This is a genomic window from Microcoleus sp. FACHB-1515, assembly GCF_014696105.1.
Classification (GTDB): Bacteria; Cyanobacteriota; Cyanobacteriia; order Elainellales; family Elainellaceae; genus JAAUTJ01.
Map to the genome: position 1 here is coordinate 265958 of NZ_JACJPO010000038.1, position 24279 is coordinate 290236.

Genomic DNA, 24279 nt, shown 5'->3' on the forward strand with positions numbered 1-24279 from the left:
CGCTTGAATTTTAACAAGGTTGCCCCAACGCCTCCACGCGATCGCGTCCGGCTCGTTTTGCTAGGTAGAGGGCGCGATCGGCACGTTGCAGCACGTCCCAAGCAGTGCGATCGCCAAGCGAATCTTGCTGGGCAACGCCAAAGCTAGCCGTCACGCGGATTGAGCCTACACTGGTTGAGATTGGCGTTGTGCAGATTGCCTGCCGCAAGCGTTCTGCGACATCGATCGCCTTTTCCAAGGTTGCTTCGGTCAAAATCACAACAAATTCTTCGCCGCCATAGCGGTAGGCTTGCGTTTCGCGGCGGAGTTGTTTTTGCAGTCGCGCCGCAACGCTGTGTAGCACCTGATCGCCGATCGGATGGCCGTGCGTATCGTTGACGAGTTTGAAATAGTCGATATCGCAAACGATGATGCTAAAGGCGGGCTGCACCGTCCAAACGGCGCGAGCGCTCAGTTGAGACAGTTCGCGCTCTAGCGATCGCCGATTCAGCAGGTGCGTCAGTTGATCGCGAATCACTTCTTGCTGAAGCGAATTGTTTTGCAGCCTCAGCGCTTCTTGCTTGAACCACAAGCTTTGATAGTGCTGAGCGTTTGTCAGGGCGATCGCCGCTTGATCGGCAACTTGGCGGATCGTTTGCAGTTCGTCAATTTGATAGGTGCGCGTTTGCCCATACTCCAGCAAGGCAACCGCGCCAAAAAATTCCGACTGCGTAAACAGCGGAATCAACAGAACTGAAGCGGCTTGAATGTCGCGCAGCCAGTCTTGCAGCGGGTCAGGCTCGCTGTCGAGATCAAAAGCGAGAAACGAAGCGCCCGCCTGCAAAAACATCTCGATCACTTCTTGCCACACCGATCGATCGATCTGCCGCGACTCCAGCGGTTCGATCGCCGAGTCGCCGTCCCAAACTGCCAACACGCTGACCGGATCATGCCGCAAATCGATCAGAACGCAGCGATCGCAGTGCAGCCCTTGTCCCAGTTCCGCAACAATGCGCTCCACAATTTCATCCGGGTTGAGGCTGGAGTTGAGCAACCGAGCAATCCGCCCGACCAGTGCCGCCTGTGCTCTTGACTGTTCTAGCCGATCGCGCCAAAATAACGCGCTGTAGGCCATCTCAAGCTGGCTGCACACAATTTCGATCGATTCAAGCTCCGGCTTGCTCCAGCCTGGGCTGACCGCACGGCGAATTTGCAGCACAAAGCGAAGCGGCTCGCCGCTCGATTCTTGGGGAATGGGCACGAGCAAATCGCCTTCAGCGGTTTCGTGGAGCTGCGAATGCTGAGTGAGCCAAGCGGGAATGGTTTGCGTTTCATACAGCCGCACATCGCTGGCTGAATCGATCGCGCCCAGAGGCGAAGCTATCGCGTTCTGCTCCAGGGCAGCCCACCAGCCCTGCGAGGCATACAGGCGCGGCGTTGCTTCTAGAACTGTCCACAGCAGGCAGTCGGCACGATAGGCCAGTGCGATCGAGCGAACGGTTTGCCGCAGAAGTGAATCGATCGAATCAAGGTCAACGACCGCCGCTTTGATGCCGGAATATATCGATTTCCAGGTAGATTTCATGGAGAAAGTGAACAGCGCCGACGGTAAAACTCAAACTTTACCGCACGCTGATAAAGAAGAATGCTGCGATCGACTGGCGATCGCACAATCCGAACACAATGGAAGACACGCCCTAAGACCCAATAAGTTTCCGCTCACGATTCATAGTGTTACGGTTGGCACAAACTGCGACGCAACTGCACTGCCAAAACCAATTCCGAGGCAAGCTTGCTGGCACGATCGCTTATGAGAACAACGGTCATGAAGACAACCCAGCGACCCGCCAAAGCGCTAGCAAGACTCAACACTTTGCTGTAGCGATATTACAAATCATACAGGTAAATTCCACAATCGTCTGTTACTACAACGGTGCTATCGAATGTGTTGTCGAGCCAACCGCTGACTCATTTTGCTTTGTGGAACGAGAGCGCATCGATCGCAGTCAATCAGCTTGCTAAATCAAAAGATAGAAATTTCGGCTTTGCTCACTTGAAACTGCCTGAATTGCCCTCAAATTTCACGAACCTGTCAGCCAAGAGCGCTAGATTAAGAAAGATAAACTGGATGAACCGCGATCGCGCTGCATCCGAGACTTCAATCAATTCAATCGATTAACAATGCTTGATATCAAAAAAGCTAGCTGAAATCGGCGGGTCAGCGAGCGGGCAACTTTAGCAAAATTGCATCGCTCGCGTAACAGCCAACGCATCCTAAGAAGCACTGGAAAGCATTGATTTGAGCTTCCACCGTCTGAGAAACGACCTGCGAATTGCTAGCAGTTTTTGATGGAGTGTTCATGACCAGCCCCGCCTCAACATCACAGCGCATTGCGTGGATCGAGGGAATTCGCATTCTCGCCGCGATCGCGTTCGTGCCCTACCACGCTCAGCTTCTCTTCACCAACTATGCTTTTACGCCGCAGCCGACCGGAATTGTCAGCAATCTTACATCGCTCAGTGAAGCGAGCAGTCGCCTAGGAGCGCTGAGTGGATTGAGCATTCCGCTGTGGTTTGGCTATCAGTTTGTGGATGTGTTTGTGCTAATTAGCGGCTTTAGCTTGGTGCTGTCGCTCCGGAGTCGATCGATCGATCCGCTGCTATTTATCCGCCACCGCTTTTTCCGTATCCTGTGGCCGTTTTGGACGGTTGCGTGGCTCTCGTATCCGGTTTTGTGGGCGATCGGCACGGCAACGAACAGCTACATTCCCGATCGCTGGCACATCTTTGCGGGAGCTAGCTTTCCTCTCCTGTTCGACTACGCCAGCGATTTGCTGCTGCCGACTAGCGGTCCCTGGTGGTCGATTCCGCTGATTTTGAGCTTTGCGATCGTCTTTCCGTTTCTCTGTTACTTGCAGGCGCGCTGGGGCGATCGCAATTTGCTGATCATGAGCGTAATTGTGACGATCGTGTATCGCCTGCTGGGAGTGTTTGCCTTTGGTGGTCATCCGACCTATGTGGCGCTCGATACGCCCTCAAGCTGGCTGCCGTTCGTGTCATTCATGGCAAAGCTCAGCACGTTTGTTGTTGGCATGGTGGTCGCTCGTGCCTATCAAGCGAGACGCGGTCCCATCTTTTGGTCGGCAGGTCGCGCTCTGCGCTACGGAATCGGCTTCTATGTTGTTGGATTCATCTGTCAGTTCTACTGGACAGGGTGGATCATTGCAGATTTGCTGCTTCCGATCGGGCTATTGCTTTGTGCGATGGTGATCTTTCGATTTCTCGCGCAAAATCGCAAACTGGCGACGGCAATGATCTGGCTGGGGGCGCACAGCTACAGCTACTTTTTGATTCACAACTTCGTGGTCGATCGCACGATTCATCTCATCGTCGGCGTCAACGTCTTACGCTTTTGGCTGCTGCTGCCCGCGATGATGGCAGGAACGTTGGTGTTGGCTGTGCTGGCCGATGCCATTACGCCGTTGCTCAAGCGAGTGATGGCGGCAATCGGGCGTGACCTGGATTATGTCTTGAGCAAAACCAAGCCGCGATCGCGCATTTGGCAGCCCAAGGTGGGCGATCGCGTTCGCTATCGGGGTGAATCTGGCTGGGCAATCATCAAAGTGGAACAGCTATTAGATGATCACGCCTGCTACCTATGTCAAATCTGGGATGGGCATAGGACAATGTGGCAGAGCGAAGACGAGCTTGTGCTTGACCCCGACGTTTTTCCCGAAGACGATCGCTCTCCGGCTCGATCGAATCGTGCTCCTAACCCCTTCGACCCAACGTATCCATCTGAATCTGGAGAATAATACAAGTGAGGAAGTGGACGGCTGAACTTTACAAGCTGATTTTCACGCATATTGTGCTGATCGGCATTCCGACAATTTTCTTTTACTGTCTCAGGCGCGGCGGCTGGAGCTTAACAGGCATCCACATGTCGATCGCCACTTTTTATGTGATCAGCTCGATCGTGCTGATTGTGGAAGCGACCGTATCGAGCTTTCGCCGCTACGCCACACGTGAAGCCGTTCCAAAGTCCAGTTGGGAAAAAGGATTCGATCGCCTCAAGCAAAAGCTGGGTGTGGGCGGAGCGCGGCTGCCAGAGCCGTCTGTTCCTGTCCCGAAATGCTCATTTCTTGTGGCTGCCTATTTGCCAAACGAGCAAGACATTATTCTTGATACGCTCAAACATCTGCTAGAGCAAGTTGAAATTCCCGCAGGCGGGCTGGAAGTGATTTTGGCGTACAACACGCCGATCGATTTGCCCGTTGAAGATGACCTCGAACGCTTGGCCGAACGTCAGCCGAATTTGAAGCTATTGCGCGTTGAAGGCAGTCGATCGAAAGCGGAAAACCTCAACGCTGCCCTGGATGAAGTGACCGGAGAAATTGTTTGCGTCCTTGATGCCGATCATCATCCGGCTGCCGACTGCTTTCGACGGGCGTGGCGCTGGCTCGATCGCGGCTACGACGTGGTGCAAGGCCGCAATATTATTCGCAATCATCGCCAGAATTTGCTGACTGAAAATATTGCGATCGAGTTTGAAATGATCTACGGCGTGTGTCATCCGGCCAAATCATTTCTGACCGATACGAGTATTTTTGGTGGCTCCAATGGCTACTGGCGCACCTCGGTTTTGAAGCGAATTCGCTTTAATCCGACGATGCTGACCGAAGATATTGATGCATCGATGCGAACCTTGCTGAACGGCTATCGGATTTTGCACGATCGCAGCATTGTCACAACCGAACTGGCTCCGGCAGATTTGCGATCGTTTTGGTTTCAGCGCAAACGCTGGGCGCAAGGCTGGCTAGAAGTCAGTTTGAAATATCAGCGACGCATTTGGAAATCCAGTCAATTCACGTTTCTACAAAAAGCCTACTGGACATATTTGCTGTATTTTGCCGAGCTTTATACGCTGGTTGCCATTCAAATTATTCCAATTTCGCTGAGTGAATTGCTGTTTCACGGCTTCATCCCCCAGTCACACAATCATTACCTATGGTTTAGCAGCGTGATTGCGATTTTTAGCGGCCTTTATCAAACGGTCATCGCCGCCAAAATCGCTTCCCGACGCTATCCGCTTTACTATTTTCTTCAGCACGCCGCTTTGATTTACCTGTTCGTTGCGCTGAAGAATTCGATCGCGATCGTCGGCTTCTACGACCACATCAAAGGCAATACCTCCTGGCTGATTACGCCCCGCAGTCGCCAAACTGGGCGATCGAAGCTGCGCGATCGAGAAGCCGCGCTCACCACAGGCGGACGCCATTAACGGATCTAGGCGATCGACTCGACAGAGGATAGGCTGGAAGAAGTTTGGCTTTTAGCGCTCTAAGAAGCAAAGGCAAGGGCAATGGTGTGGCACAACGATTGGCGACGAGTAGGCGCACAAAGCGCCGTCTTGATGCTGCTGTGGGGCGGAACAGCCGCCGCAAGTTTAGCGCAAGACACGTTTCCGCCGAATCCCTTAGAGATGAGCGAGCCTGATCCGCTGTTGCCCCGCCTGCTGGTCGATCGCCCGCTCAGTCCGCAAGAGCTGAGTACGCTGACGGCGGCTGTTGATGAACTCGATCGCCAAGCTCAGCTTGAATTCGATGCGGGCAATCCAGCAGGCGCGTTTGAACTGTGGCTGCGCGTGCTGCGGCTGCGGCGCGTGTTGGGAACTGAGCAGGAAGTTGAGTCGCTCAGCCGCGTGGGAGCGATCGCATGGCGCGAAAATCAAACGACCGAGGTGCGATTGATCACGCAGCGGCTTCAGCAGATCGAAGTTGATTTGCGGGCGCAAACACCCTTAAATTACGATTTGCTGCTGACGATCGCCCAAGCCTATCAGTCCATGCGGGCGATCGATCCGGCTTTGGCCGCCTACCAAGATATTTTGGTGCGGGCACAGCAAGAGCAAAATCGCGATCGCGAACTGCAAACCCTAGAAGCAATGGCGCAGCTACATCTGGCCTGGTTTGACTATGCCAATGCTGCCAACGTCTATCAGCAGCTACTCGCCCTTGTTTCCAACGATCCCCTTCGTCAAACGCAGTACTTGCAGCAGCTTGCCTACAGCTATCAGCAGGGCAATCAGCCGCAGCAGGCGATCGACGCACAGCAGCAGCTTGTGACAGTCTATGAACAGCAAGAGCAGTACGTTGAAATTCCGCCATTGAAGCTGGCGATCGGCGATAGCTACATCGCGCTGAATCGCCCGGATCTCGCTGCACCCAGCTATCAAGAAGCGTTTGCCGTGTCGCGATCGACTCAGCAGTACGCCTACGCTGCCGATGCGCTGCAACGACTGGCAAATCTGTATCAATCGATCGATCGCCCCAACGATGCGCTAACGGTGTATCAGCTACTTCTAGACGTGCATCAGCAGTCCTACAACACCTACGGACTGATGGACACCTATGACCAAATCGGCCAGCTTTATCGATCGCAGGGCGACACTGCACAGGCGATCGCGGCTTTCCAGCGCGGCCTCAGCCTAGCGCAGGAGCTAAACTACCGCACCGCCTATTTCGCCACGCAGATTCAGCAGATCAATTCGCCGCCGACCAATTTACCGCAGTGAGGGGAGCTAGGGCTGAGCGGGCGGAACGGATAGATCAGTTTCGCTGAGCGGAACATCAGCAAGATCGCCCAGATCAACGGATTCAAGCAGCGATCGCCAAGCTGTTTCAGCAGACGAATCAAACGGCGATGGCTGACGACGCTGAGCGGCGATCGCAAAGAGGGCGTCGTACCAAAAGCCGTTGGCGGCGGCGCTTTCTGGTGAAACTTCATCTGTGTCGGACGCCAGTTCTTCGAGCAATGCCGGACTGAGTGCGACAGAGCGAATCCAGCCCTCGGTGAAGATGTCTTGCGCTCGATCGTCCGGGTTGCAAACGATCGAAAAATACCACTGGTACTCGGCATCGGCGGCGATCGAAACCGCTTCGGGCAGCGTGAAGCTGACAATTTGTGCTTCAGCAGGCAGCGACAGCGTTGTTTCATACACTGGATTGCCCGCTGCATCGAGCAAGGAAAATTCTGCTGTCGTCACGCTCGTCTCAGGCTTGTACCAAAACCAAGTCGGACTCTCGCCAATTTTCAGTCCGTAGCTGTTTTCTGGCTGCAAGGCGGTCAGGGGAATGTCGCCTGTGACACAACTGGGAGCGCGAGTTCCCGCTGCGCGGCGGCGTCCGGGAATGCCCACGTTTGGGGGCGGCACATACTCCTGCGCCAGCGCGATCGATTCCCAGCTAAAGCTGGCTGCCAGCGCGATCGCCAAACCGAGTGCGATCGGTTTGATCGGAGGCCGCTTGTGATCAGAAGAGTTTGGCGTTGAGGTGTGCTGCACTTGTAGAATCCTCCCATGCAATAACTTATGCTACAAGCTCAAGGGGTGACGATTTCGCAAGCGCAATTCTGCGTGAGGATGCAGCACCGCGCTGTTGATCGAATCGACGGCAATCCGCTTGATCGTCAAGAGTCGATCAGAACCCGAAAGCCGCAACTTTGTTCCCGCTCCATTAGATAGGGCTGCGTACCAAAATCACCGTGCAGTTGCTCTGTCTAGCGATCGCCTCCGGGATATTGCCGTTGATCGCTTGCTGAAGCAGTCCTTCCCGACTTGCACCCAGCATAATAATGTCGCAGCCGTCCTGCTTAGCAAGATCCACGATCGCATCCGCCACCGAGATCGACCGGAGCGGGCGCGGCATGACCGGACAGTTGATTTGCGGCGCGATCGTTTGAGTCGCCTGCCGCAGCAAGTTCAAATCCAGCGCGGTCAGCAGCGGATCGAACACCTGCGCCAAACGAACGATCGGCGTTTTGCTAATCTGCGTTAGAGCGGGCAGCAGTTGCAGCGCGAATTGCGAATTGGGACCACCTGCGATCGGCACCAGCCAGCGATCGTACCCGATTCGATCGCCCAACTTCACCAGCAAAACTTCACAGCTTGCCTGCCGCACGATCGTATCCACCGCGCTGCCAAACACGCGCCCCGGTGTGGTTGTGCTGCCCTTCCAGCCCATCAAAATCAAGTTGATGTGTCGATCGCCAATCGCTTCCAGCATCGCCTGTGCCGCATCATGCGCGACGCGAATTTGCGTGTGAATCGGGATTTCCCACTCGCGGGCGATCGATTCCGCCTGCCGCAACAGCCGCCGACTGTGGGTCGTTCTGACTGAAGCTTCAGCCGGAGAACTGCTGCGCGGCACAATCATTACCTGAAGGCACTCCAGTTCATAGTTTCGATCGTGGGCGATCGCTGCCGCCAGCTTCAGCAGCATCGGCGCAGTTTGCGGATTGCTCAGTGGCACAAGCAGGCGACCTTTTCCCGTTGCGGGCGATCGCGTTTGATAAACCACATACGACGGTTCGGCTTTGGGACCTAGTTTTTGCCCGGACTGATTGAGGTGATCGGATTCGGCACGAATAATGTCAGCACGGGTAATGATGCCGACCAGCTTTTGCCCCTCGGTGACGGGAAGACGGCTGAGCTTAAAGTGATTGAGCAAAAACAGAACGTGACTGAGCGGATCGCGCGGGCTGACCGTGACGGGCTGCGGCGTCATCAAGTCGGCCAGCGTGGTCGCTTCGCCGCTCAAGTAGCGCGATCGATCGGCCAAATCGCTTTGCGTCACAATGCCCACGAGTCGATCGCCCTGCATGACCGGAAAGCCGCGATGGTGCGATCGGGCAAACGCCTCCACAACTTCATTCACCTGCAACGTACTCGATAGCGTTTCAACGCGCGGCTGCATCAAAGCGGCGGCAGTAAGTTCCTGCCAGGGATCGCGTCTTGCTGCGGGTTCCAGCTTGATGCCGTTCCAGGCGAGCAGTCGCGTGTAGATTGATCCTTCGTGGCGATGCCCGATCCGATCGGCCACCAGCGAGGCAACCACTGACCCGATCATCAGCGGCAGCACCAAGTTAAAATCTGTCGTAATCTCAAACACAATCACGATCGCCGTGATCGGTACTCTGGTGACACCGCTGAAGAATGCGCCCATTCCGGCCAGCGCGTAGGTGGTGGACGAACCGACGCCCGGAGGCAAACCGATCGCCGCGCCCACCGACTGTTCGATCGCCCCCGCCGAAAGGCCGACCAGATAGCCCAAGGCCGAACCGAGAATCAGCGCAGGCGCAAACAAGCCACCCGGCGCACCCGACCCAAAGGCCACGATCGTCAGCAAAAACTTGACGCCAAACGTCAGCAGCGTCACCTGCCAGCCTGCTTCTCCGGTAATCACCGCATCTTGAAGGCTGGTGTTGTCGCGAAAGGCGGCAGGCAGCAGCATCGCGATTGTGCCCGACACCAATCCGGCCAATCCCATTTTCAGCGGCAGGCTCAGACGCGATCGCCGATAGATCGCCAAGCTCCAAAAAATCCCTTCGCTCAGCAGCGCTCCCAAGCCACCTGCCAGCAAGCCCAACAGCAGAAAAAACGGAACATCTTGCAGCGACGCTCCGGCCTGAAAGCTGGTCACTTCGGAATTGAGGCTGAGTCCTTGTCCGCCCAGCACTCGCGAGACAACGGCTCCCACAAAAGAAGCTAAGATCGCCGTTCCCAAGGCCAAGCCGGAAAAATCTTGCAGAAACTCCTCAACCACAAACAGCACTCCGGCGATCGGTGCATTAAATCCGGCTGCCAAGCCTGCCGCTGCGCCTGCCGCGATCAGTTGTCGTCGATATTCGGGCGAGGTAGGAATCCAGCGGCTAAGCTGGGCAGCAAGAGCCGCCCCGACCTGCACCGTTGGCCCCTGCCGTCCCAAATTGAAGCCGGAACCCAGCGTCAGCATTACGCTGGCGAGCTTCACCAGGGCAACGCGCAAATTCAAAGCGATCGGCACGTTCGCCAAGGCTGCTTTCACCTGCGGAATGCCGCTGCCTGCCGCTTCAGGAGCGAATCGCTCAACCAGCACTCCAGCGATCGCGCCGCCGCCGAACCCGATCGCAGGCAGGGCGATCGCGATTGAAAACGCATAGGACGCCTGCACCCGAAAGCCGCCAATCCAGCCGACGCCGTTTTTCAGCAGCACAGCCGCTAAGCCGGAAACGATGCCGATGACGATCGCCTCAAAAATTGCCAGTCGGCGTGATCCGAGTAGCAGTTGCCGCAGTTGATTTGGAAGTTGCCGAGAAAAGGCCGTCAGCTTCATACGCACCGATGCGAAATTCGATCGATCGAGCAATTCCACATCGCAAATTCTAGATGCTCCGTTCCTCTTCACGGTAAAGCAGCATCTTTACTGAGGCAAGGTTGTCACTTCGCACACCTGCGCTCGAAGACGCGAGAAGCCTTCCACTCAATTCTTCCGCTCAAGTGCGAAAAACTGGCAGCGTGAAGTTAAAGCAGCTTCCTTGATTGGGTGTGGAATCCACCCAAATATGCCCATAGTGAGCACGAATAATGCGGCGACACAAGGCCAATCCGAGGCCATAGCCTTCCTTGTCGGTATCGCGCTCTAGGCGATAGTGGTCTTCAAAGATGCGATCGCAGTCGGCTTCGGGAATGCCGGGACCTGTATCACAAATGCTCACCTGCACTTTTTGCGTGGTGCGGTGCAGCGTGGAAAGATGAATCTTGCCGTGTTCGGGCGTGTATTTGATTGCGTTGTCTAGCAGATTCATCAGCACCTGACGGACGCGAGCCGAATCTGCCAGCACCGACGGCAACCCGCTAGGCAGATCCGTGTGGATTTGCAGCGATTTGGTCTGGAAATGCTCGTGCAGGTGAGCCACAACTTCCAGGCAGAGCGATCGCAAATCTACCTTTTGCGGCTGAATCTGCAAATTGCCTTCTGCGCCCTGCGCCGCCTGCAAAATTTCGGTGATCATGCGATCGATCGCTTTGGTCTGCGTGCGGGCGTGCTTGAGCAGTTGAGCGCTCATCGTTGGCGTGAGCCGCGCGGTTCCATCCGGCTTTAGCTCGATGCCCATCGCCATCGTTTCCAGCGCGATCGACACGGCAGTCAGGGGATTACGCAGATCATGCGCCAAAATCGCGATCAGGCGGTCTTTGAACTGCACCTGCGCCTGGAGTTCTTCTTTTTCCTGCTGGAGTCGAAAAATTTCGTCCGAAAGCCGCATCAGTTCGCTCGACAGCGCGATCGACTGAATTGGCTGCATCGCCTCGGCTTGCTGCGCCGTGAATTCTTCTGCCGATCGCTGCCAGCGCGTCCAGCAGGTTTCAAGCTGGGCAACTAGGTTGCTGCCTGCCAGGGTTTGACGCGGTTCCGGATGAACTTTGATCAAGGTTGGCGTTGCGATTAGCCTGTAATGTTCGGCCAGATGCGGCTGTTCGCTAACATCAACGATCTGCAAATCGAACGGATAGCCTGCTCGCAGTTCATCCAGATAGGCACGAATGCGGCGAATTTTTTCGCTCGACGTTGGCCGCTTGTCCACAAACAGCAACAGTTGCAAAGGCGCATCCGAATCAGAACCCAATTTGAGCGAAGCCTCCATGCACAGTTTCTCTAACAGGACGCAACGGCAAAAAACTACAGCCAACAGTTATCCCGCAAGATTTGAGGATTGCGCGAGACAGCGTGCGAATTTCTGCCACGCTTTGCGGTTTGGCATCCAAAGCATCCGCTCGATCGCCCAGCGGCATCGCGCTTCGATCGAAAAACTTCAGCTTTTCTTCACCATCTATAGCCTATCGCGATCGGGCAGTTTGCGAAAAGGGAATCAAGATTGACTCAGTGCTGTGGCGATCGAGTGGCGGTTTGCAGTGCTATAATCGGAGCAATGGCGAGCGTAGCCAAGTGGTTAAGGCAGCGGGTTGTGGTCCCGCCACTCGTGGGTTCGAGTCCCATCGTTCGCCCTCTAAATGGTTCTTAAGCCAATGGTTCCTAAGAGCCAACTGCTCTCTATTAGGCTCTATTAGGTAGGAATAGGCTGGAATCCATTCATCCACTCGCTGGAGAAGGGGGCGCGATCGATCCGTTAGCTGGATAGAACACAGAATCGATCGCAACAAAAGCGCTGACTTTCGATCGAACTGGCTGCCCACCGCTCAATTCTTTCTAATTAAAGTTAATCAAGGTCGATTCGGAGCGGCCAAATTTCGGAAGCGCGTAAACTGCGGTTCAAACAACAGTTTAATTGTGCCAACTGGCCCATTTCGATGTTTCGTGATGATGATTTCTGCAATACCGCGATCGGGCGTATCTGGGTTATAATATTCGTCGCGATACAGCATCATCACGAGATCCGCATCCTGCTCGATCGAACCGCTTTCACGAAGATCCGACATCATCGGACGTTTATTGGTGCGCGATTCAACACCGCGACTCAGTTGCGAAAGCGCAATAATTGGAACGTTCAGTTCGCGAGCCAGTCCTTTGAGCGATCGTGTCACGCGCGACAGTTCCTGCACTCGGTTTTCGCTGCCCGTACCTTCCATCAATTGCAGATAATCGATCAAAATTAAACCCAACGTACCGCCTTGTTCTGCTTGAAGGCGACGGGCTTTCGATCGCATTTCACTAACTGAAATATTTGGCGTATCGTCAATAAAAATTGGAAGCTGAGATAGAGTTCCGATCGCGTGCGTCAAAGGTTCCCATTCGGTTTGAGAGATGCGACCCGATCGCAATCTACCGCTTTCAATTTGCACTTCGCTTGACAACAAACGATACACCAGTTGCTCTTTCGACATTTCCAAACTAAAAACTGCGACCGGAAGCTGATGGGCAATGTTGCGAGCCATTCCCAAACAGAATGCTGTTTTGCCCATTGAGGGTCTTCCTGCCGCAATAACCAAGTCCGATCGCTGGAAGCCCTGCGTCAGCGCGTCGAGGTCGTAAAATCCGCAGGCAATGCCGGGGATCGCCATGCCGAGCGATCGACTTTCGATATCCATGAAGGTCGAAGTCAAAATATCGGCAGTGGCAACTAAGCTTTGATTCGGGCGAGCCTGCGTGATTCCAAAGATTTTTTGCTCGGACTGATCGAGGATTTTTTCCAGCGGCGTATTCGTTTCGTAGCCCAAATGCGCGACTTCGTTGCCCGCTTTAATCAAATTGCGGCGCAGAAACTTGTCCATCACCAGTTGGGCGTACTGGTCAATGTTAACGGCGCTGATCGTGCGATCGACCAGTTGTGCCAGTCGTGCCTGTCCGCCGACGCGATCGAGCAATTTCTGATCGTGCAGCCACGTGGTCATGCTCATCAGGTCGGTCGGTCGGCCTGCCTGATTGAGGGCGATCGCCGCCTTGAAAATTTCCTGATGGGTACTGATGTAGAAAGCTTCGGGGCGCAGAATTTCCAAAACGCGCCCGATCGCTTCAGGGTCAAGCAAAATGCCGCCCAGAATCGCTTCTTCAGCGTCGATGTTTTGCGGCGGCAGTCGATCGCTAGCAGCTTGAAAATTAAGTTCTTGCACCATAACAAGCGCGATTCCGGGAGCGAGTTGACAAGGGGTTTCGCTAGCTTAGTTGGGAACCACCTGAATTTCAACCGTAGCCGTCACTTCAGGATGCAGCTTAATCTCCACCTTGTAGGAGCCGAGCTTGTGAACTTCGGGAACGGTGATGCCGCGTCGATCGATCTCCTGCCCAACGGCGGATTGAATCAGTTCGGCCACTTCGCGATCGGTGACGGTTCCAAAAATTGCATCGTTTTCACCAACCTGCTTGGAGATCGAGAAGCGCGGCGATTTTTCCAGCGTGGCCTTAATTTTCTCGGCTTCGCCTTTCAGTTCCGCTAAGCGCTGCCGCTCGATTTCGCGCCGCCGTTCCACCTGCTTGAGGACGCCCGGAGTCGTGCGGACAGCAAGACCTTTGGGCAACAGGAAGTTGCGGGCATAGCCGGGTGCGACTTCGACGAGATCGCCTGCCTGACCCAGCTTGTAGACATATTCGTTTAAGACCAGTTGAACGCGCTTTGCCATTGTTCTAATCGATGAGGGCAAGATTTACACAAAAGAAATGACTGCTCAGCCATTCTGTTAAACAGCCAATGACTGATCAGCAATTCGGGGGATTTAACCCCCATTCGACCTTGAGAAAAGGCAGACACACTATCCTAGCGAAATTCGGGACGCAAAGGCAAGCGCGATCGAGTTCGGGGGTAGGGCAAACGCAGCTAAATTTACCAAACCCCATAAATAGTAATTGCTCTAGTCACTTCGGCTGTGGCTGGAGAATAACGGTTTACTACATCGTTTTACCTCGCGTGCGTAGCTTTCCAGAGCCTACCAAGGCTAAACCATGTAAACTTTGGACATGGCTGATAAAGCGCTGAACGATCTCCTGACATTGTGGGTAACAATCGAACCGATTGGAACGGTTGTTCTTTTTGCTGCATTGTCTGCACATCTACCCCAAACGCAGCGTCGTAGAGTCGCGTTTAAGGCTGTTTTTTACTCCACAATCATTCTATTAGGATCTATTGTGGTAGGACAAGCAATTCTGTCAGCAATGCAAATTCGGTTGATTTCTTTGCAAGTTGCAGGCGGTTTGATCTTGTTCTTGTTTGCCTTACAAATGATTTTTGATTTCTCACACGAACGACCAACAACCCCTGAAAAGGGACACGATATTGCAGTTTTTCCGCTGGCAGTGCCGTCTATTGCAGGAGCAGAAGCAATTATGGCTGTAGTTCTGCTAACGGACAATCAAATTTATTCAATTTCATCACAGATAGTAACAGCTTGTGTTGTTGTCTGCATTATGTCTATTACTTACGGATTGATGCTGCTGGCTGAACCAATTTTACGGATCATCGGCAACAATGGTGCTGCAATCTTAGAGCGTGTTACAGGCATGATTTTAGCTGCACTGGCTATCGAACTCATTATGGAGGCGATCGGTGTTCAACAATGGCTCAATTAAGGAATAAAGTTGGAAAGATTATATGCCGATTCCTAACACCTAAAGCTTATGTAGAGTACTAAAGCGCTTTCAAGCATTGTTCAATCTTCTCCAGTGCTGACATTAGAGCAGGTTTACGGATCGCCCTCTGTCTTGTCAATCGTGCCGCGATCGATGCTTATTCATCAGCCGAAGCAGCCGCTTCTGATGCAATGGCGTAGCTTTTACAAACGACTCATCCAGATTCGTACAACAGACTCAAGCGTAATTGTTATTTTTAGAAGCGATCGATCGAATTGCGAAGCAGCCGCTTTAAGGCTGGTTAGGCAGACTCCAAGAGGTTCTTGAGTTCCTGTTCGCGATGCTGGAGACGTTCGGCCAGCAAATTGACGATGAATCGATGAATATTGGAGGCTAAAAGCGGGTCGGTTGCTTCAATTTTTTCAAACGTTTCTGTTGAGAGAAAATACAGCGTGCTGGGTTTATCGGCAACGACTGAAGCCATGCGAAGCGTTCTGCGATAGAGTCCCATTTCACCGATCGTATTGCCGATCGTGTAGGTGCGAATCCGCTTTGTCGTATGGTCGCCCAGCTTCAGCACGACGCTAACTTGCCCAGAAGCAACAAAGTAAAGTCCATCAAACGGATCGCCTTGATGAAACAAATATTCTTCTGCTTCAAGGTGATGAATTTCGAGGTAGGAAAGGAGGCGATCGACCTGTTTAGGATCAGAGAAATCCGTTTTTAACTGTTCAGCTAAAGCGGCTGCGGGCGAGTCAAACTGTGGCTGCTCTTCAGGCTGGTAGTACTGCTGCAAAATTTGCTGTTCATACCACTCTAAGCCTCGATCTAGGTCGGCAAAAATGTGGCAGTAGGGATCATCTTCCTCGATGCAATCTCCTTGCTTAAGCCGCTGCATTGCCTCAGCGGACAAGTTTGTGTAGAGCAGATGAACTTGCTTTTGGGTTGCAACCTGCTTGAGTTTGGCAAAACTTAAAACCGCAGAAGCGTCGAGTCCGCTGACCAATCGAAAATCTAAAACAACGCAGCGAACAGGTTTTGCATCGGCGTGATTGATGCGATCGCGCACTTGATTTAGCAGCTTGTTGGCAGTTCCAAAAAAAATTAGTCCTTGCAGTTCAACAATGTAGGCTTGGTCGCCTTCTGCTTCAAGAATTTCTATTTCTTCGGAAGTTCTTAAAACGTTACTGTGATGATAGGTTCCAGTGCTAATGCGCCGAACGACGGTTAAGCGGCTGTAGTTAATCACAAATAAAACGATCGCGGCCAGTAGGCCAACGCTAATCGCTTGCAGAAAGCCAACCGTTGCCGTCACCAGCACAATTAAAACGATAATTGCATAGTCCGAACGTGAGAATTTGAACCAGGCTTCGTAAAGCCATTCGTTGAAAAACTCCAGCGTCACCAACAGTGGCATTCCAATCAAAATAAATTTGGGAAATAGGGACAGAATCGGTGCGCCGCCTAGCACCATTGCTAAACAAATGGCAGCAACGATCCATCCGGTCAACCGTCCGGTTGTTCCCAACTGTTTTGCTAATGCGTTTTCACCCGCGCTAGCAAATCCACCCACGCCACCACCTACACCCGAAAGCAGCCACGCCAAGCTAGCTACTTTGAGTTCACGATTAAAATTCAGGTCGCGAGTAGCGACGAGTTCAACGCCGTTTCCATGCAGCAAAAGCGCGATCGTCGCTACGAGCCAAAGTGCTGCCAGTGTGGGAATTTGCTGAATCACAACGTTCCAGTCCGCCTGGGCGATCGCGCTGAAGGTCGCGAATTGGTACAGCCCTCCAGAAGGAACGCTACCCAGCAGCAAACCTTGGGCATTTGCCTCAGCGATCGGCGTTCCCGTGAGCGCGAGTCCAATGTAAAAAAGGGCAACCGCAACCGCCAAGATGCTCGGATAAACAGCCACATGCGTGATTCGCTGAGGCACTAAGAACATGACCGCAGCAAAGATTAAGCCCGGAACCCATTGCAGCAGGGCATTTAGTTGGAAAAAAGCCGCGATCGAGGATGAGTTGAGTTCTGAAACAGATTGGAAGGCTGCGATTAATAAAAGCACTCCGGTTCCTGCTAGAAAACCGCCAACAACCGGATAGGGAATGAAACGAACAAAACTGCCAAGCTTGAAAAAGCCTAACGCGAAAAAAATAGCACTAACAATCAAGCTATTGAGCGCGATCGTCGCGACAACCGTGAGCAGTTTCTGTTCAATCGGAGCGTCCGGCATCAGCTCAACAATCTGCCGCGCAACCAGGCTAAAGATTGGCACGGTTGATTCAGCAATGGTGGCGACGATCGCCGGATAAGAACTAAAGGAAGTAATGACCGCGCTAATCACAACCGAGCTAAACAGCAGCAACCCGATTCCAAAGGGCAGCGCAGGTGCTAAATCGCCTGAGAAGATCACCGTACCAAACGATACAGCACTGGTGACAGTCAACAGCCCCATGATGCCGCCTGAAATCAGATCAGAGACGACAGGATTCGCAGTAGGCTTAGGGTATACGATGTGAGCCACTTCTAGCTTGAATAAAATTGCAAAAATTGCAGCCTTATTCTACAAAACTTTGTAGGAATTTACTTCGCTCAACCTCAAACTTCTGACTTTCGAGATAGATGAAGGCGATCGAGAAGTCAAAAACTGCTCTGTTTCCAGTTTGAACCTTAGGAAGATGCATAAAAAAATCAATTTCGCTACTGTAACAAGATAGAAGAGCGATCGCATTACTGCTGTTCCTATTAGCTCTATTTCAAGCGATGCTGTTGCTGCTATTTCGGCTTGGTGAAAATCGATATGCGATCGATACGGCGGATATTGCTGAAATTGTGCCGATGGTACTGCTGACAAAAATTCCGGCTGCGCCTGCTCACATTGCCGGAGTTTTCAACTACCACAGCAGCATCGTTCCGGTAATTGATTTGTGTCAACTTATTCGAGGAACTGCCTGCCAAGCTTGTTACAGTACCCGCGTTGTGATTGTGAATTCGATTGCAGGAGCAGCGGAAGTAGAACCAACAAGAAAAGGCGATCGCCAATTCGCTACTCGCCTGCTCGGACTGATGGCAGAACGAGTTACGGAGACATTGAAAATCAGTGAGGATTATCTTGGAAACGCTCAACAAATTAGCACAGTTCCTTACTTGAGCGAGCCATTTCTTGATGAGCAAGGTATGATTCAACAGGTGCATTGGCAGTATCTTGTGTCAGAAGCTCATCAAGCTGCATTGTTGACAGAAGGCGGAAATCAGGCGAATGGTGCAGGACGCAATTGAGGAAATTCTGCGTCAGCAGTTAGGACTTGATCCGAACAGCATTGGGTCGCGAATTATCGATCGCGCTGTTAAGCAGCGACAGGCCGCTTGCCACCTAAGCGATCGCGCTTCCTACCTCAAACTTCTACAATCTTCTCCACAAGAATTCAACTGTTTAATTGAGGCAGTCGTTGTTCCTGAAACCTGGTTCTTTCGAGACAAAGAACCGTTTGCTTATCTGCGTCAGTATGTTCATGAATGGCGATCGCTCGCTTCTAGCAAGCTACATATCCTCAGCGCTCCTTGTTCAACAGGTGAAGAACCTTATTCGATCGCGATGACGCTGCTCGATGCTGGACTCTCGCCTCGTCAGTTTCACATTGATGCGGTAGATATTAGCCAGGTTGCCCTATCAAAAGCGAAGCAAGCCGTTTATAGCAAAACATCTTTTCGAGGTGTTGAGGCGCAAACTATTCAGCGTTATTTTCGGGAAGTAGGGGCAGGATATGAGGTGCAATCGATCGTGCGAGAATCGGTAGATTTCATGCGAGGAAATGTTCTAGAACCTCGGTTCTTGACACAGAAGAAATATCAAATTATCTTTTGCCGCAATCTATTCATCTACCTTGACCAAGTAGCTCGCGATCGCCTCATCCAGTCACTAGATACTGCCTTGATGGATAACGGAATTCTATTTTTAGGAGCAGTAGAAACATCGCAGCTTAGGGGTAAACCCTATACACCAATTGACCATCCCTTTGCGTTTGCCTTTCGCAAAGAACGACCTGCTACGCCTATTCCGGCGAGCAAAAAAGTAGCGATCGCTCCATCCAAAGCGATTCGTCCTTTACCGCAGCTTCCAGCACCACCAGTAATCGATTCTCCGCCTGAACTTTCATCCTTGGAAACCGCAAAACAGCTTGCCGATCGCGGACAGCTTCGCGATGCTGTTCAATTGTGTGAAGCGGTTCTGAGAACGAATCCAACCCAGGCAAATGCCTATTTGCTGTTGGGTGAAGTTTATCAAGGTCTCAATCAGCCTAAACAGGCAGAGCAGAATTTTCAAAAAGCAATTTATCTTAATCCTGAAGCGTATGAAGCACTCATTCATCTGGCATTATTAAAAGAGCAGCAGGGCGATCGATCGGCAGCACAGCGATTGAAACAGCGGGCACAGCGGCTTGTTAACTCTCAAAAATAGGTTGAATTGGGCGGTATTATGGCTCGATCGATTTTGAATAGCGTCACGAATCGCATTCTGTTAGGTTACTCTATTCCGCTGTTGGCGCTATTAGGATTAAGCGCTTTTGTTTACAGTTCTACGACTCGCGCTTTTCAACAAGAGCAGATCAGCAATCAAACCGAACAGTACATCCGCAATACAAATTTGATGGTGGATGGACTCAATCGTATGATTGGAAGCGCCCGTGCCTATTTGCTGTTCCCAGGAGAGCAAAATTATGTCAGAACCTACAATGAAGCGCAAGAAGATTTCACTGAAAGCATTAACGAGATTTCAACCGTTGCCGATCCTGAAACGCGAGAACTTGTGAACGATTTGAATCAGCTTGGCGAGGAATACGAGCGAATACTGCAAAATGTATTTCGTTTAGTTGACCAAAATCAAATTTCTCAAGCGCGAGAAGAAGTAACGAGACCAAGAATTGCTGAAGTCATCGCCCAGCGCGATCGCCTGCTCAGTGAACTGCAAGATGAACTCGATCAAAACAATCAAGCCGTCCGCAATTCGCAGCAAGCCTTACTGCGTTTAATTATTATTGGCACTGGATTAACCATTCTAATTACGCTGCTAACCGGACTATTTTCAACATTGGCACTGCGGCGACAGCTTCCCAGAGTAGTGGACGCAGCAACAGCGATCGCAAACGGAGATTTAACGCAATCGATCGAAGCGGGCAAAGATTCAACTGAAGTTGGACGGCTCTTAAATGCATTTCAAGAAATGGTGAAAAGTTTGAACAGCCTAATTACGCAGGCGCAGCGATCGGGCATTCAAATTAGCACTTCAGCCACGCAAATTGCGGCAGCAGGGCGACAGCTTGAAGCAACCGTGAACGAACAGGCAGCATCAATGCATGAAGTTAAAGCGACTTCTCGACAAATTGCTTCGACTGCGGGCGAACTGGCGCAGGCAATGGATGAAGTTACCGAAACCGCGCAAGCTACTGCACTCGCTGCTTCTAACAGTCAAACGAATCTGGATAAGATTCAGTCAGCAATGCAAAATTTGGTATTGGCGACCAGTTCTATCTCATCCAAGTTGAAGGCAATGGATGAGAAGGCAAATAACATTAACAACGTTGTGACAACGATTACTAAAGTTGCAGATCAAACAAATTTATTATCATTAAATGCGGCGATCGAAGCTGAAAAAGCCGGAGAATATGGAGCCGGATTCGCCGTTGTTGCGAGAGAAATTCGGCGTTTAGCTGACCAATCTGCGGTTTCCACATTGGAAATTGAACAGATGGTGAAAGGAATGCAAACATCGGTTTCAACAGGCGTTATGGAAATGGATAAGTTCAGCCGAGAAGTTGCAAAATATGTGGAAGAAGTGGGTGGAATTAGTCAGCAGATTGCCAGTTTCATTCAGGATGTTCAAGGACTGTCACCCCGCTTTGAAACTGTTAGTCAGCGTATGGATGAGCAGTATCGCGGAGCCGAACAAATTAGCACGGCGATCGCCCAACTCAGTGATGCTTCCTATCAAACTATGCAGTCTTTGCAGGAAACGAATACGGCTTTGACGCAGTTAGATGATGCGGCACAAGGATTGCAGCGAGAAATTTCTCAATTCAAGGTTTGAGATGAAGACGGAGGCTTGCTGGGATGAAATTGGCGTGAATGGCGATCGATCGTGCGATCGCCTCGAAACCGCTTTGCACTGCTTCAATTGCCCCGTCTATATCTGTGCCGGGCGCAGTTTACTAGATCGTGAAATTCCGATCGATTACCTTCAGGAAACCACGCAGGCATTAGCCACTGAAACGAGCGCGATCGCCACAGCAATTCAGCAAGATTCGCTTAAGATTGGACAAAATCAGGACACGCTCTCCGTGATGATTTTTCGCTTGGGAAACGAGCGATTTGCCCTGCCTGTTTCTGTTCTACAAGAAATTACTCGTCCGGCTGAGATTCACGTTTTGCCGCACCGTAGCAATGAGTTGTTTTTAGGATTGGTAAACATTCGCGGTGAAATTTTGCCTTGTGCTTCTTTGAGTCAGATTTTGAGTGTAGAGATGCCGATCGATCCGACCTACAGCCGAATTAATCTTCGGTGCATGATCGTCGTTGGACAAGCAAGCCGTTGGGTGTTTCCGGTTGATGAAGTGCATCGTGTTCATCGATTTCATGTCAGCGAACTGCAAGCCGTGCCCGTTGTAATTGCCAAGGCGTCACAAGCTTATACCCAAGGCATCATTGACTGGCAGCAAGAAAAAGTCAATTATCTAGATGCGACCCGTTTGCTTGACGCGATCGATCGCCGCCTGCTTTAGCAAAAGCTGCCATGTCCAACTACTCGATGCTGGATTTATTTCGTCAAGAAGTAGAGATTCAAGTTGCCAACTTGAAGCAGCAATTGGCGATGCTGAAACAGCAACCGGAAGCGATCGATCGCCAAAATGCTCTGCAAGCGCTTCACGCCATTCAGGGAATTGCTCAAATGGTGGAAGTCGAAGCAGCAGTTACTTTAACTGAGGCGATGCAGTCTAAACTGGCAGAAGGACAATTGTTAGATGAAATGGCGATCGATCAACTGCTACAAGCAAGTGATTGGCTAATTGAAATTAGTCAGTTAAACGCGGCTGAGCAAGAGCGCTGGCTGTTCTCGCACGTGTCAGAAATCGATGTGATTCAAGAGCGGCGCTTCGATCGCGATAAGCAGCTTGCAACTGAAGTTTCAGAAGCCAATTTAATCAAAGAAGTTGCTGCGCCGCTGCCAATTGTTGATGCTCAAATTATGGATTTGTTTCGCTTGGAAGTGGAGGAGCAAGCGAAAATTTTGAACGAGGGTTTGTTGGTGCTGGAAACGACCCCGAATGCGACACAATCTTTGGAAGCGCTGATGCGAGCAGCCCACTCGATCAAGGGAGCCGCTCGCATTGTTGGACTGGATACGGCTGTCAATTTGGCGCACGAGATGGAAGATTGCTTTGTCGCCGCTCAAAATCACACGCTGACGCTCAGCCCTGACCTGATTGACGGACTGCTACGCGGAGTTGATTTGCTGCAAAGTTTGAGTCAGGTGAGCGATCGCGACCTCCCCGACTGGCTGTCCACACACAATCTTGACCTAAATTCAGTGCGATCGCTGATTGACGCGCGGCGCCATCCTGCTTCAGCACCGCCATCCGAACCGACCGCCGTTCATGCAAATGGTGCAACTCCGCCCGCTCCTCCAGCGATTGCGTTGCCTCCGCCGGAAGATGCGCCCGCGATCGCACCTGCTGCCCGCGATCGCGTCGTGCGGGTCAGTGCGGACAACCTGAATCGGATGATGGGACTGGCCGGAGAATCGCTGATTGAGGCGAATGCTCTGCCTGCGCTGGCCGATGCCTTGATGCAGGTGCGATCGCAGCAAATCAAACTGGCGCAAAGTCTGGAAACGCTGGAGCAACAGACGCTCGGTAATTCCACGATCGATCGATCGCTGGTTGAATCAATTCGCCGTCAGGAACAGCACTGCCGCAATCTGCTGAGCGATCGTGTCGCGGAACTGGAAGAATTTATTCGCCGGACAATTAATTTATCCGATCGGCTGTATCGCGAGGTGATTGCTTCGCACATGCGTCCGTTTGAGGAAGGAGTGCAAAGTTTTTCGCGGATGGTGCGCGATTTAGCTCGCAGTTTGGATAAGCAGGCGAGACTAGAAATTATCGGTAAAACAACCGAGGTCGATCGCGATATTCTCATGAAGTTGGAAGCTCCGATTACGCATATTCTTCGCAATGCGATCGATCACGGAATTGAATCGCCTGCCGATCGTCTCGCAGCCGGAAAGCCTGCCCAAGGCCGCATTCGCCTGGAAGCTGTTCATCGCGGTGGCATGCTGGCAATTACGATCGCGGATGATGGTAAGGGAATTGATGTGCAAAAACTGCGGCAGCGAATCATTCAAAAACAACTTGTTCCTCCAAATTTAGCGGCAAAATTAACCGATTCTGAACTGCTGGAATTTCTCTTTTTACCCGGATTTTCTTTGTCGAATCAGGTGACAGAACTTTCGGGGCGCGGCGTTGGGTTAGACATTGCGAAAAGCATGGCGCAAGAAGTCGGCGGCACGGTGCGTGTTACATCACGACCTGGAAAAGGTACGACTTTCTATTTTCAACTGCCGCTAACTTTATCGGTGTTGCGGACGCTTTTAGTCGAAGTTGCCGGAGAAGCGTATGCCTTTCCGTTGTCGCGAATCGATCGAATTGCTACGGTTCAATCAAGCGATCTTTCAGTTGTTGAAAATCGTCAATATCTCACGCTCGATCACGAAAACATCGGCTTAATTCCGCTGTATCAAGTTCTCGATTTACCCGCTCCCAATTCACCATCTGAATCGCTTTGGGTCGTCATTCTTAGCGATCAAACCAGCACCTATGGACTAATCGTCGATCGTTGTTTAGGCGAACGCGAACTCGTTGTGCGACCGCTCGATCCACGCTTAGGAAAAGTTCAAGATATCTCAGCCGCTGCTTTAATGCCCAACGGCTCGCTGGTGCTGATTTTAGATGTTTCAGATTTAATGCGATCGCTCAACAGTTTACTGGGAGAAGAACGCATCGCAAAAATAACTGAAGCGCGATCGCCCAAGGCCGAAAATGCCAAGCGCGTTTTGGTAGTGGATGATTCGATTACGGTGCGAGAAATGGAGCGCAAGCTATTACAAAATCGTGGCTACTTGGTGGATGTGGCGGTGGACGGGATGGAAGGCTGGAATGCGGTTCGTTCCTACCCGTATGATTTAGTGATTAGCGATATTGATATGCCGCGCATGAACGGCATTGAACTGATTCAAGAAATGAAGCGACATTCGCGCTTCCAGTCGATTCCGGTAATTGTTGTCTCATATCGCGATCGAGAAGACGATCGAATTCAGGGATTAGAAGCAGGGGCAGATTACTATTTAACGAAAAATAGTTTTCATGATGACACGCTTATTCGCGCTGTTGTCGATTTGATTGGTGAATAA

The 24279-nt window shown here is 51.8% G+C and carries 18 protein-coding genes and 1 tRNA gene; 12 read left to right on the plus strand and 7 right to left on the minus strand.

Annotated features, from left to right (window positions below):
- Nucleotides 1–10: 10 nt before the first annotated feature.
- Nucleotides 11–1564 (minus strand): sensor domain-containing diguanylate cyclase, encoded by a 1554-nt coding sequence (locus tag H6F67_RS13785; protein ID WP_190767171.1) that lies wholly within the window; start codon nucleotides 1562–1564, stop codon nucleotides 11–13.
- Here H6F67_RS13785 and H6F67_RS13790 point away from each other — a divergent pair.
- From H6F67_RS13790 to H6F67_RS13805, 4 genes are all read left to right on the plus strand, one after another.
- Nucleotides 1563–1793: a hypothetical protein gene (locus H6F67_RS13790; protein WP_190767172.1), complete on the plus strand. Its 231-nt coding sequence runs from the start codon at nucleotides 1563–1565 to the stop codon at nucleotides 1791–1793. The two genes, H6F67_RS13785 and H6F67_RS13790, sit on opposite strands and share 2 nt — an antisense overlap.
- Nucleotides 1794–2339: 546 nt before the next feature.
- Nucleotides 2340–3794, plus strand: a complete 1455-nt coding sequence (locus tag H6F67_RS13795; RefSeq protein ID WP_190767173.1) for an acyltransferase — start codon at nucleotides 2340–2342, stop codon at nucleotides 3792–3794.
- Nucleotides 3795–3799: 5 nt separating this feature from the next.
- Nucleotides 3800–5260 carry a glycosyltransferase family 2 protein gene (locus H6F67_RS13800; protein WP_190767174.1) on the plus strand — a complete coding sequence of 487 codons (1461 nt, stop codon included), beginning with the start codon at nucleotides 3800–3802 and terminating at the stop codon, nucleotides 5258–5260.
- An 81-nt stretch (nucleotides 5261–5341) separates the two neighbouring features.
- Nucleotides 5342–6553, plus strand: a complete 1212-nt coding sequence (locus H6F67_RS13805) for a lipopolysaccharide assembly protein LapB (protein ID WP_190767175.1) — start codon at nucleotides 5342–5344, stop codon at nucleotides 6551–6553.
- Nucleotides 6554–6559: 6 nt separating this feature from the next.
- Here H6F67_RS13805 and H6F67_RS13810 read toward each other — a convergent pair whose 3' ends face one another.
- From H6F67_RS13810 to H6F67_RS13820, 3 genes are all read right to left on the minus strand, one after another.
- On the minus strand, nucleotides 6560–7321 hold the full coding sequence (locus H6F67_RS13810) for a DUF928 domain-containing protein (protein ID WP_190767176.1): 762 nt from the start codon (nucleotides 7319–7321) through the stop codon (nucleotides 6560–6562).
- A 172-nt stretch (nucleotides 7322–7493) separates the two neighbouring features.
- On the minus strand, nucleotides 7494–10169 hold the full coding sequence (locus H6F67_RS13815) for a chloride channel protein (protein WP_313926826.1): 2676 nt from the start codon (nucleotides 10167–10169) through the stop codon (nucleotides 7494–7496).
- 121 nt (nucleotides 10170–10290) lie between these two features.
- Nucleotides 10291–11439 (minus strand): histidine kinase, encoded by a 1149-nt coding sequence (locus tag H6F67_RS13820; RefSeq protein WP_190767177.1) that lies wholly within the window; start codon nucleotides 11437–11439, stop codon nucleotides 10291–10293.
- Between the two features lie 103 nt (nucleotides 11440–11542).
- Between H6F67_RS13820 and H6F67_RS28130 the strand changes: the two genes are divergently transcribed.
- Complete coding sequence (locus tag H6F67_RS28130; RefSeq protein ID WP_277874590.1) at nucleotides 11543–11674, plus strand: hypothetical protein; 132 nt, start codon at nucleotides 11543–11545, stop codon at nucleotides 11672–11674.
- 53 nt (nucleotides 11675–11727) lie between these two features.
- Nucleotides 11728–11800, plus strand: a tRNA-His gene (locus tag H6F67_RS13825).
- 216 nt (nucleotides 11801–12016) lie between these two features.
- Here the strand turns inward: H6F67_RS13825 and dnaB are convergent.
- On the minus strand, nucleotides 12017–13366 hold the full coding sequence (gene dnaB / locus H6F67_RS13830) for a replicative DNA helicase (RefSeq protein ID WP_190767178.1): 1350 nt from the start codon (nucleotides 13364–13366) through the stop codon (nucleotides 12017–12019).
- A gap of 45 nt (nucleotides 13367–13411) precedes the next feature.
- Nucleotides 13412–13870 carry a 50S ribosomal protein L9 gene (gene rplI / locus H6F67_RS13835; protein WP_190767179.1) on the minus strand — a complete coding sequence of 153 codons (459 nt, stop codon included), beginning with the start codon at nucleotides 13868–13870 and terminating at the stop codon, nucleotides 13412–13414.
- A gap of 334 nt (nucleotides 13871–14204) precedes the next feature.
- Here rplI and H6F67_RS13840 point away from each other — a divergent pair, with 334 nt between their 5' ends.
- Nucleotides 14205–14813, plus strand: coding sequence for a MarC family protein (locus H6F67_RS13840; protein ID WP_190767180.1), 609 nt, complete (start codon nucleotides 14205–14207; stop codon nucleotides 14811–14813).
- 301 nt (nucleotides 14814–15114) lie between these two features.
- On the opposite strand, the gene H6F67_RS13845 is transcribed toward H6F67_RS13840, so the two are convergent.
- Nucleotides 15115–17340 carry a SulP family inorganic anion transporter gene (locus H6F67_RS13845; RefSeq protein WP_313926827.1) on the minus strand — a complete coding sequence of 742 codons (2226 nt, stop codon included), beginning with the start codon at nucleotides 17338–17340 and terminating at the stop codon, nucleotides 15115–15117.
- Nucleotides 17341–17579: 239 nt separating this feature from the next.
- On the opposite strand from H6F67_RS13845, the gene H6F67_RS13850 reads away from it, so the two are divergent.
- The 5 genes from H6F67_RS13850 to H6F67_RS13870 are packed head-to-tail and all read left to right on the plus strand — an operon-like array spanning nucleotide 17580 to nucleotide 24279.
- A complete protein-coding gene (locus tag H6F67_RS13850; RefSeq protein WP_190767182.1) occupies nucleotides 17580–18095 on the plus strand; it encodes a chemotaxis protein CheW in 516 nt (171 codons plus the stop codon).
- The gene (locus H6F67_RS13855; protein ID WP_190767183.1) at nucleotides 18076–19275 is read left to right on the plus strand and encodes a protein-glutamate O-methyltransferase CheR; all 1200 of its coding nucleotides are present in this window, start codon (nucleotides 18076–18078) and stop codon (nucleotides 19273–19275) included. Before H6F67_RS13850 ends, H6F67_RS13855 begins: the two co-directional genes overlap by 20 nt.
- An 18-nt stretch (nucleotides 19276–19293) precedes the next feature.
- Nucleotides 19294–20901, plus strand: coding sequence for a methyl-accepting chemotaxis protein (locus H6F67_RS13860; RefSeq protein ID WP_190767184.1), 1608 nt, complete (start codon nucleotides 19294–19296; stop codon nucleotides 20899–20901).
- 1 nt (nucleotide 20902) lies between these two features.
- Entirely contained in the window at nucleotides 20903–21592 is a 690-nt protein-coding gene (locus H6F67_RS13865) for a chemotaxis protein CheW (protein ID WP_190767185.1), read from the plus strand.
- 11 nt (nucleotides 21593–21603) lie between these two features.
- Complete coding sequence (locus H6F67_RS13870; RefSeq protein WP_190767186.1) at nucleotides 21604–24279, plus strand: response regulator; 2676 nt, start codon at nucleotides 21604–21606, stop codon at nucleotides 24277–24279.

What these genes read in the sequence shown, in the direction of transcription:
- H6F67_RS13855 (WP_190767183.1), top strand. Translation starts at nt 18,076, where the DNA reads ATGGTGCAGGACGCAATTGAGGAAATTCTGCGTCAGCAGTTAGGACTT.
- H6F67_RS13865 (WP_190767185.1), top strand. Translation starts at nt 20,903, where the DNA reads ATGAAGACGGAGGCTTGCTGGGATGAAATTGGCGTGAATGGCGATCGA.
- H6F67_RS13820 (WP_190767177.1), bottom strand. Translation starts at nt 11,439, where the DNA reads ATGGAGGCTTCGCTCAAATTGGGTTCTGATTCGGATGCGCCTTTGCAA.
- H6F67_RS13790 (WP_190767172.1), top strand. Translation starts at nt 1,563, where the DNA reads ATGGAGAAAGTGAACAGCGCCGACGGTAAAACTCAAACTTTACCGCAC.
- H6F67_RS13840 (WP_190767180.1), top strand. Translation starts at nt 14,205, where the DNA reads ATGGCTGATAAAGCGCTGAACGATCTCCTGACATTGTGGGTAACAATC.
- H6F67_RS13795 (WP_190767173.1), top strand. Translation starts at nt 2,340, where the DNA reads ATGACCAGCCCCGCCTCAACATCACAGCGCATTGCGTGGATCGAGGGA.
- dnaB (WP_190767178.1), bottom strand. Translation starts at nt 13,366, where the DNA reads ATGGTGCAAGAACTTAATTTTCAAGCTGCTAGCGATCGACTGCCGCCG.
- H6F67_RS13860 (WP_190767184.1), top strand. Translation starts at nt 19,294, where the DNA reads ATGGCTCGATCGATTTTGAATAGCGTCACGAATCGCATTCTGTTAGGT.
- H6F67_RS13850 (WP_190767182.1), top strand. Translation starts at nt 17,580, where the DNA reads ATGCTGTTGCTGCTATTTCGGCTTGGTGAAAATCGATATGCGATCGAT.
- H6F67_RS13805 (WP_190767175.1), top strand. Translation starts at nt 5,342, where the DNA reads ATGGTGTGGCACAACGATTGGCGACGAGTAGGCGCACAAAGCGCCGTC.
- rplI (WP_190767179.1), bottom strand. Translation starts at nt 13,870, where the DNA reads ATGGCAAAGCGCGTTCAACTGGTCTTAAACGAATATGTCTACAAGCTG.
- H6F67_RS13870 (WP_190767186.1), top strand. Translation starts at nt 21,604, where the DNA reads ATGTCCAACTACTCGATGCTGGATTTATTTCGTCAAGAAGTAGAGATT.
- H6F67_RS13785 (WP_190767171.1), bottom strand. Translation starts at nt 1,564, where the DNA reads ATGAAATCTACCTGGAAATCGATATATTCCGGCATCAAAGCGGCGGTC.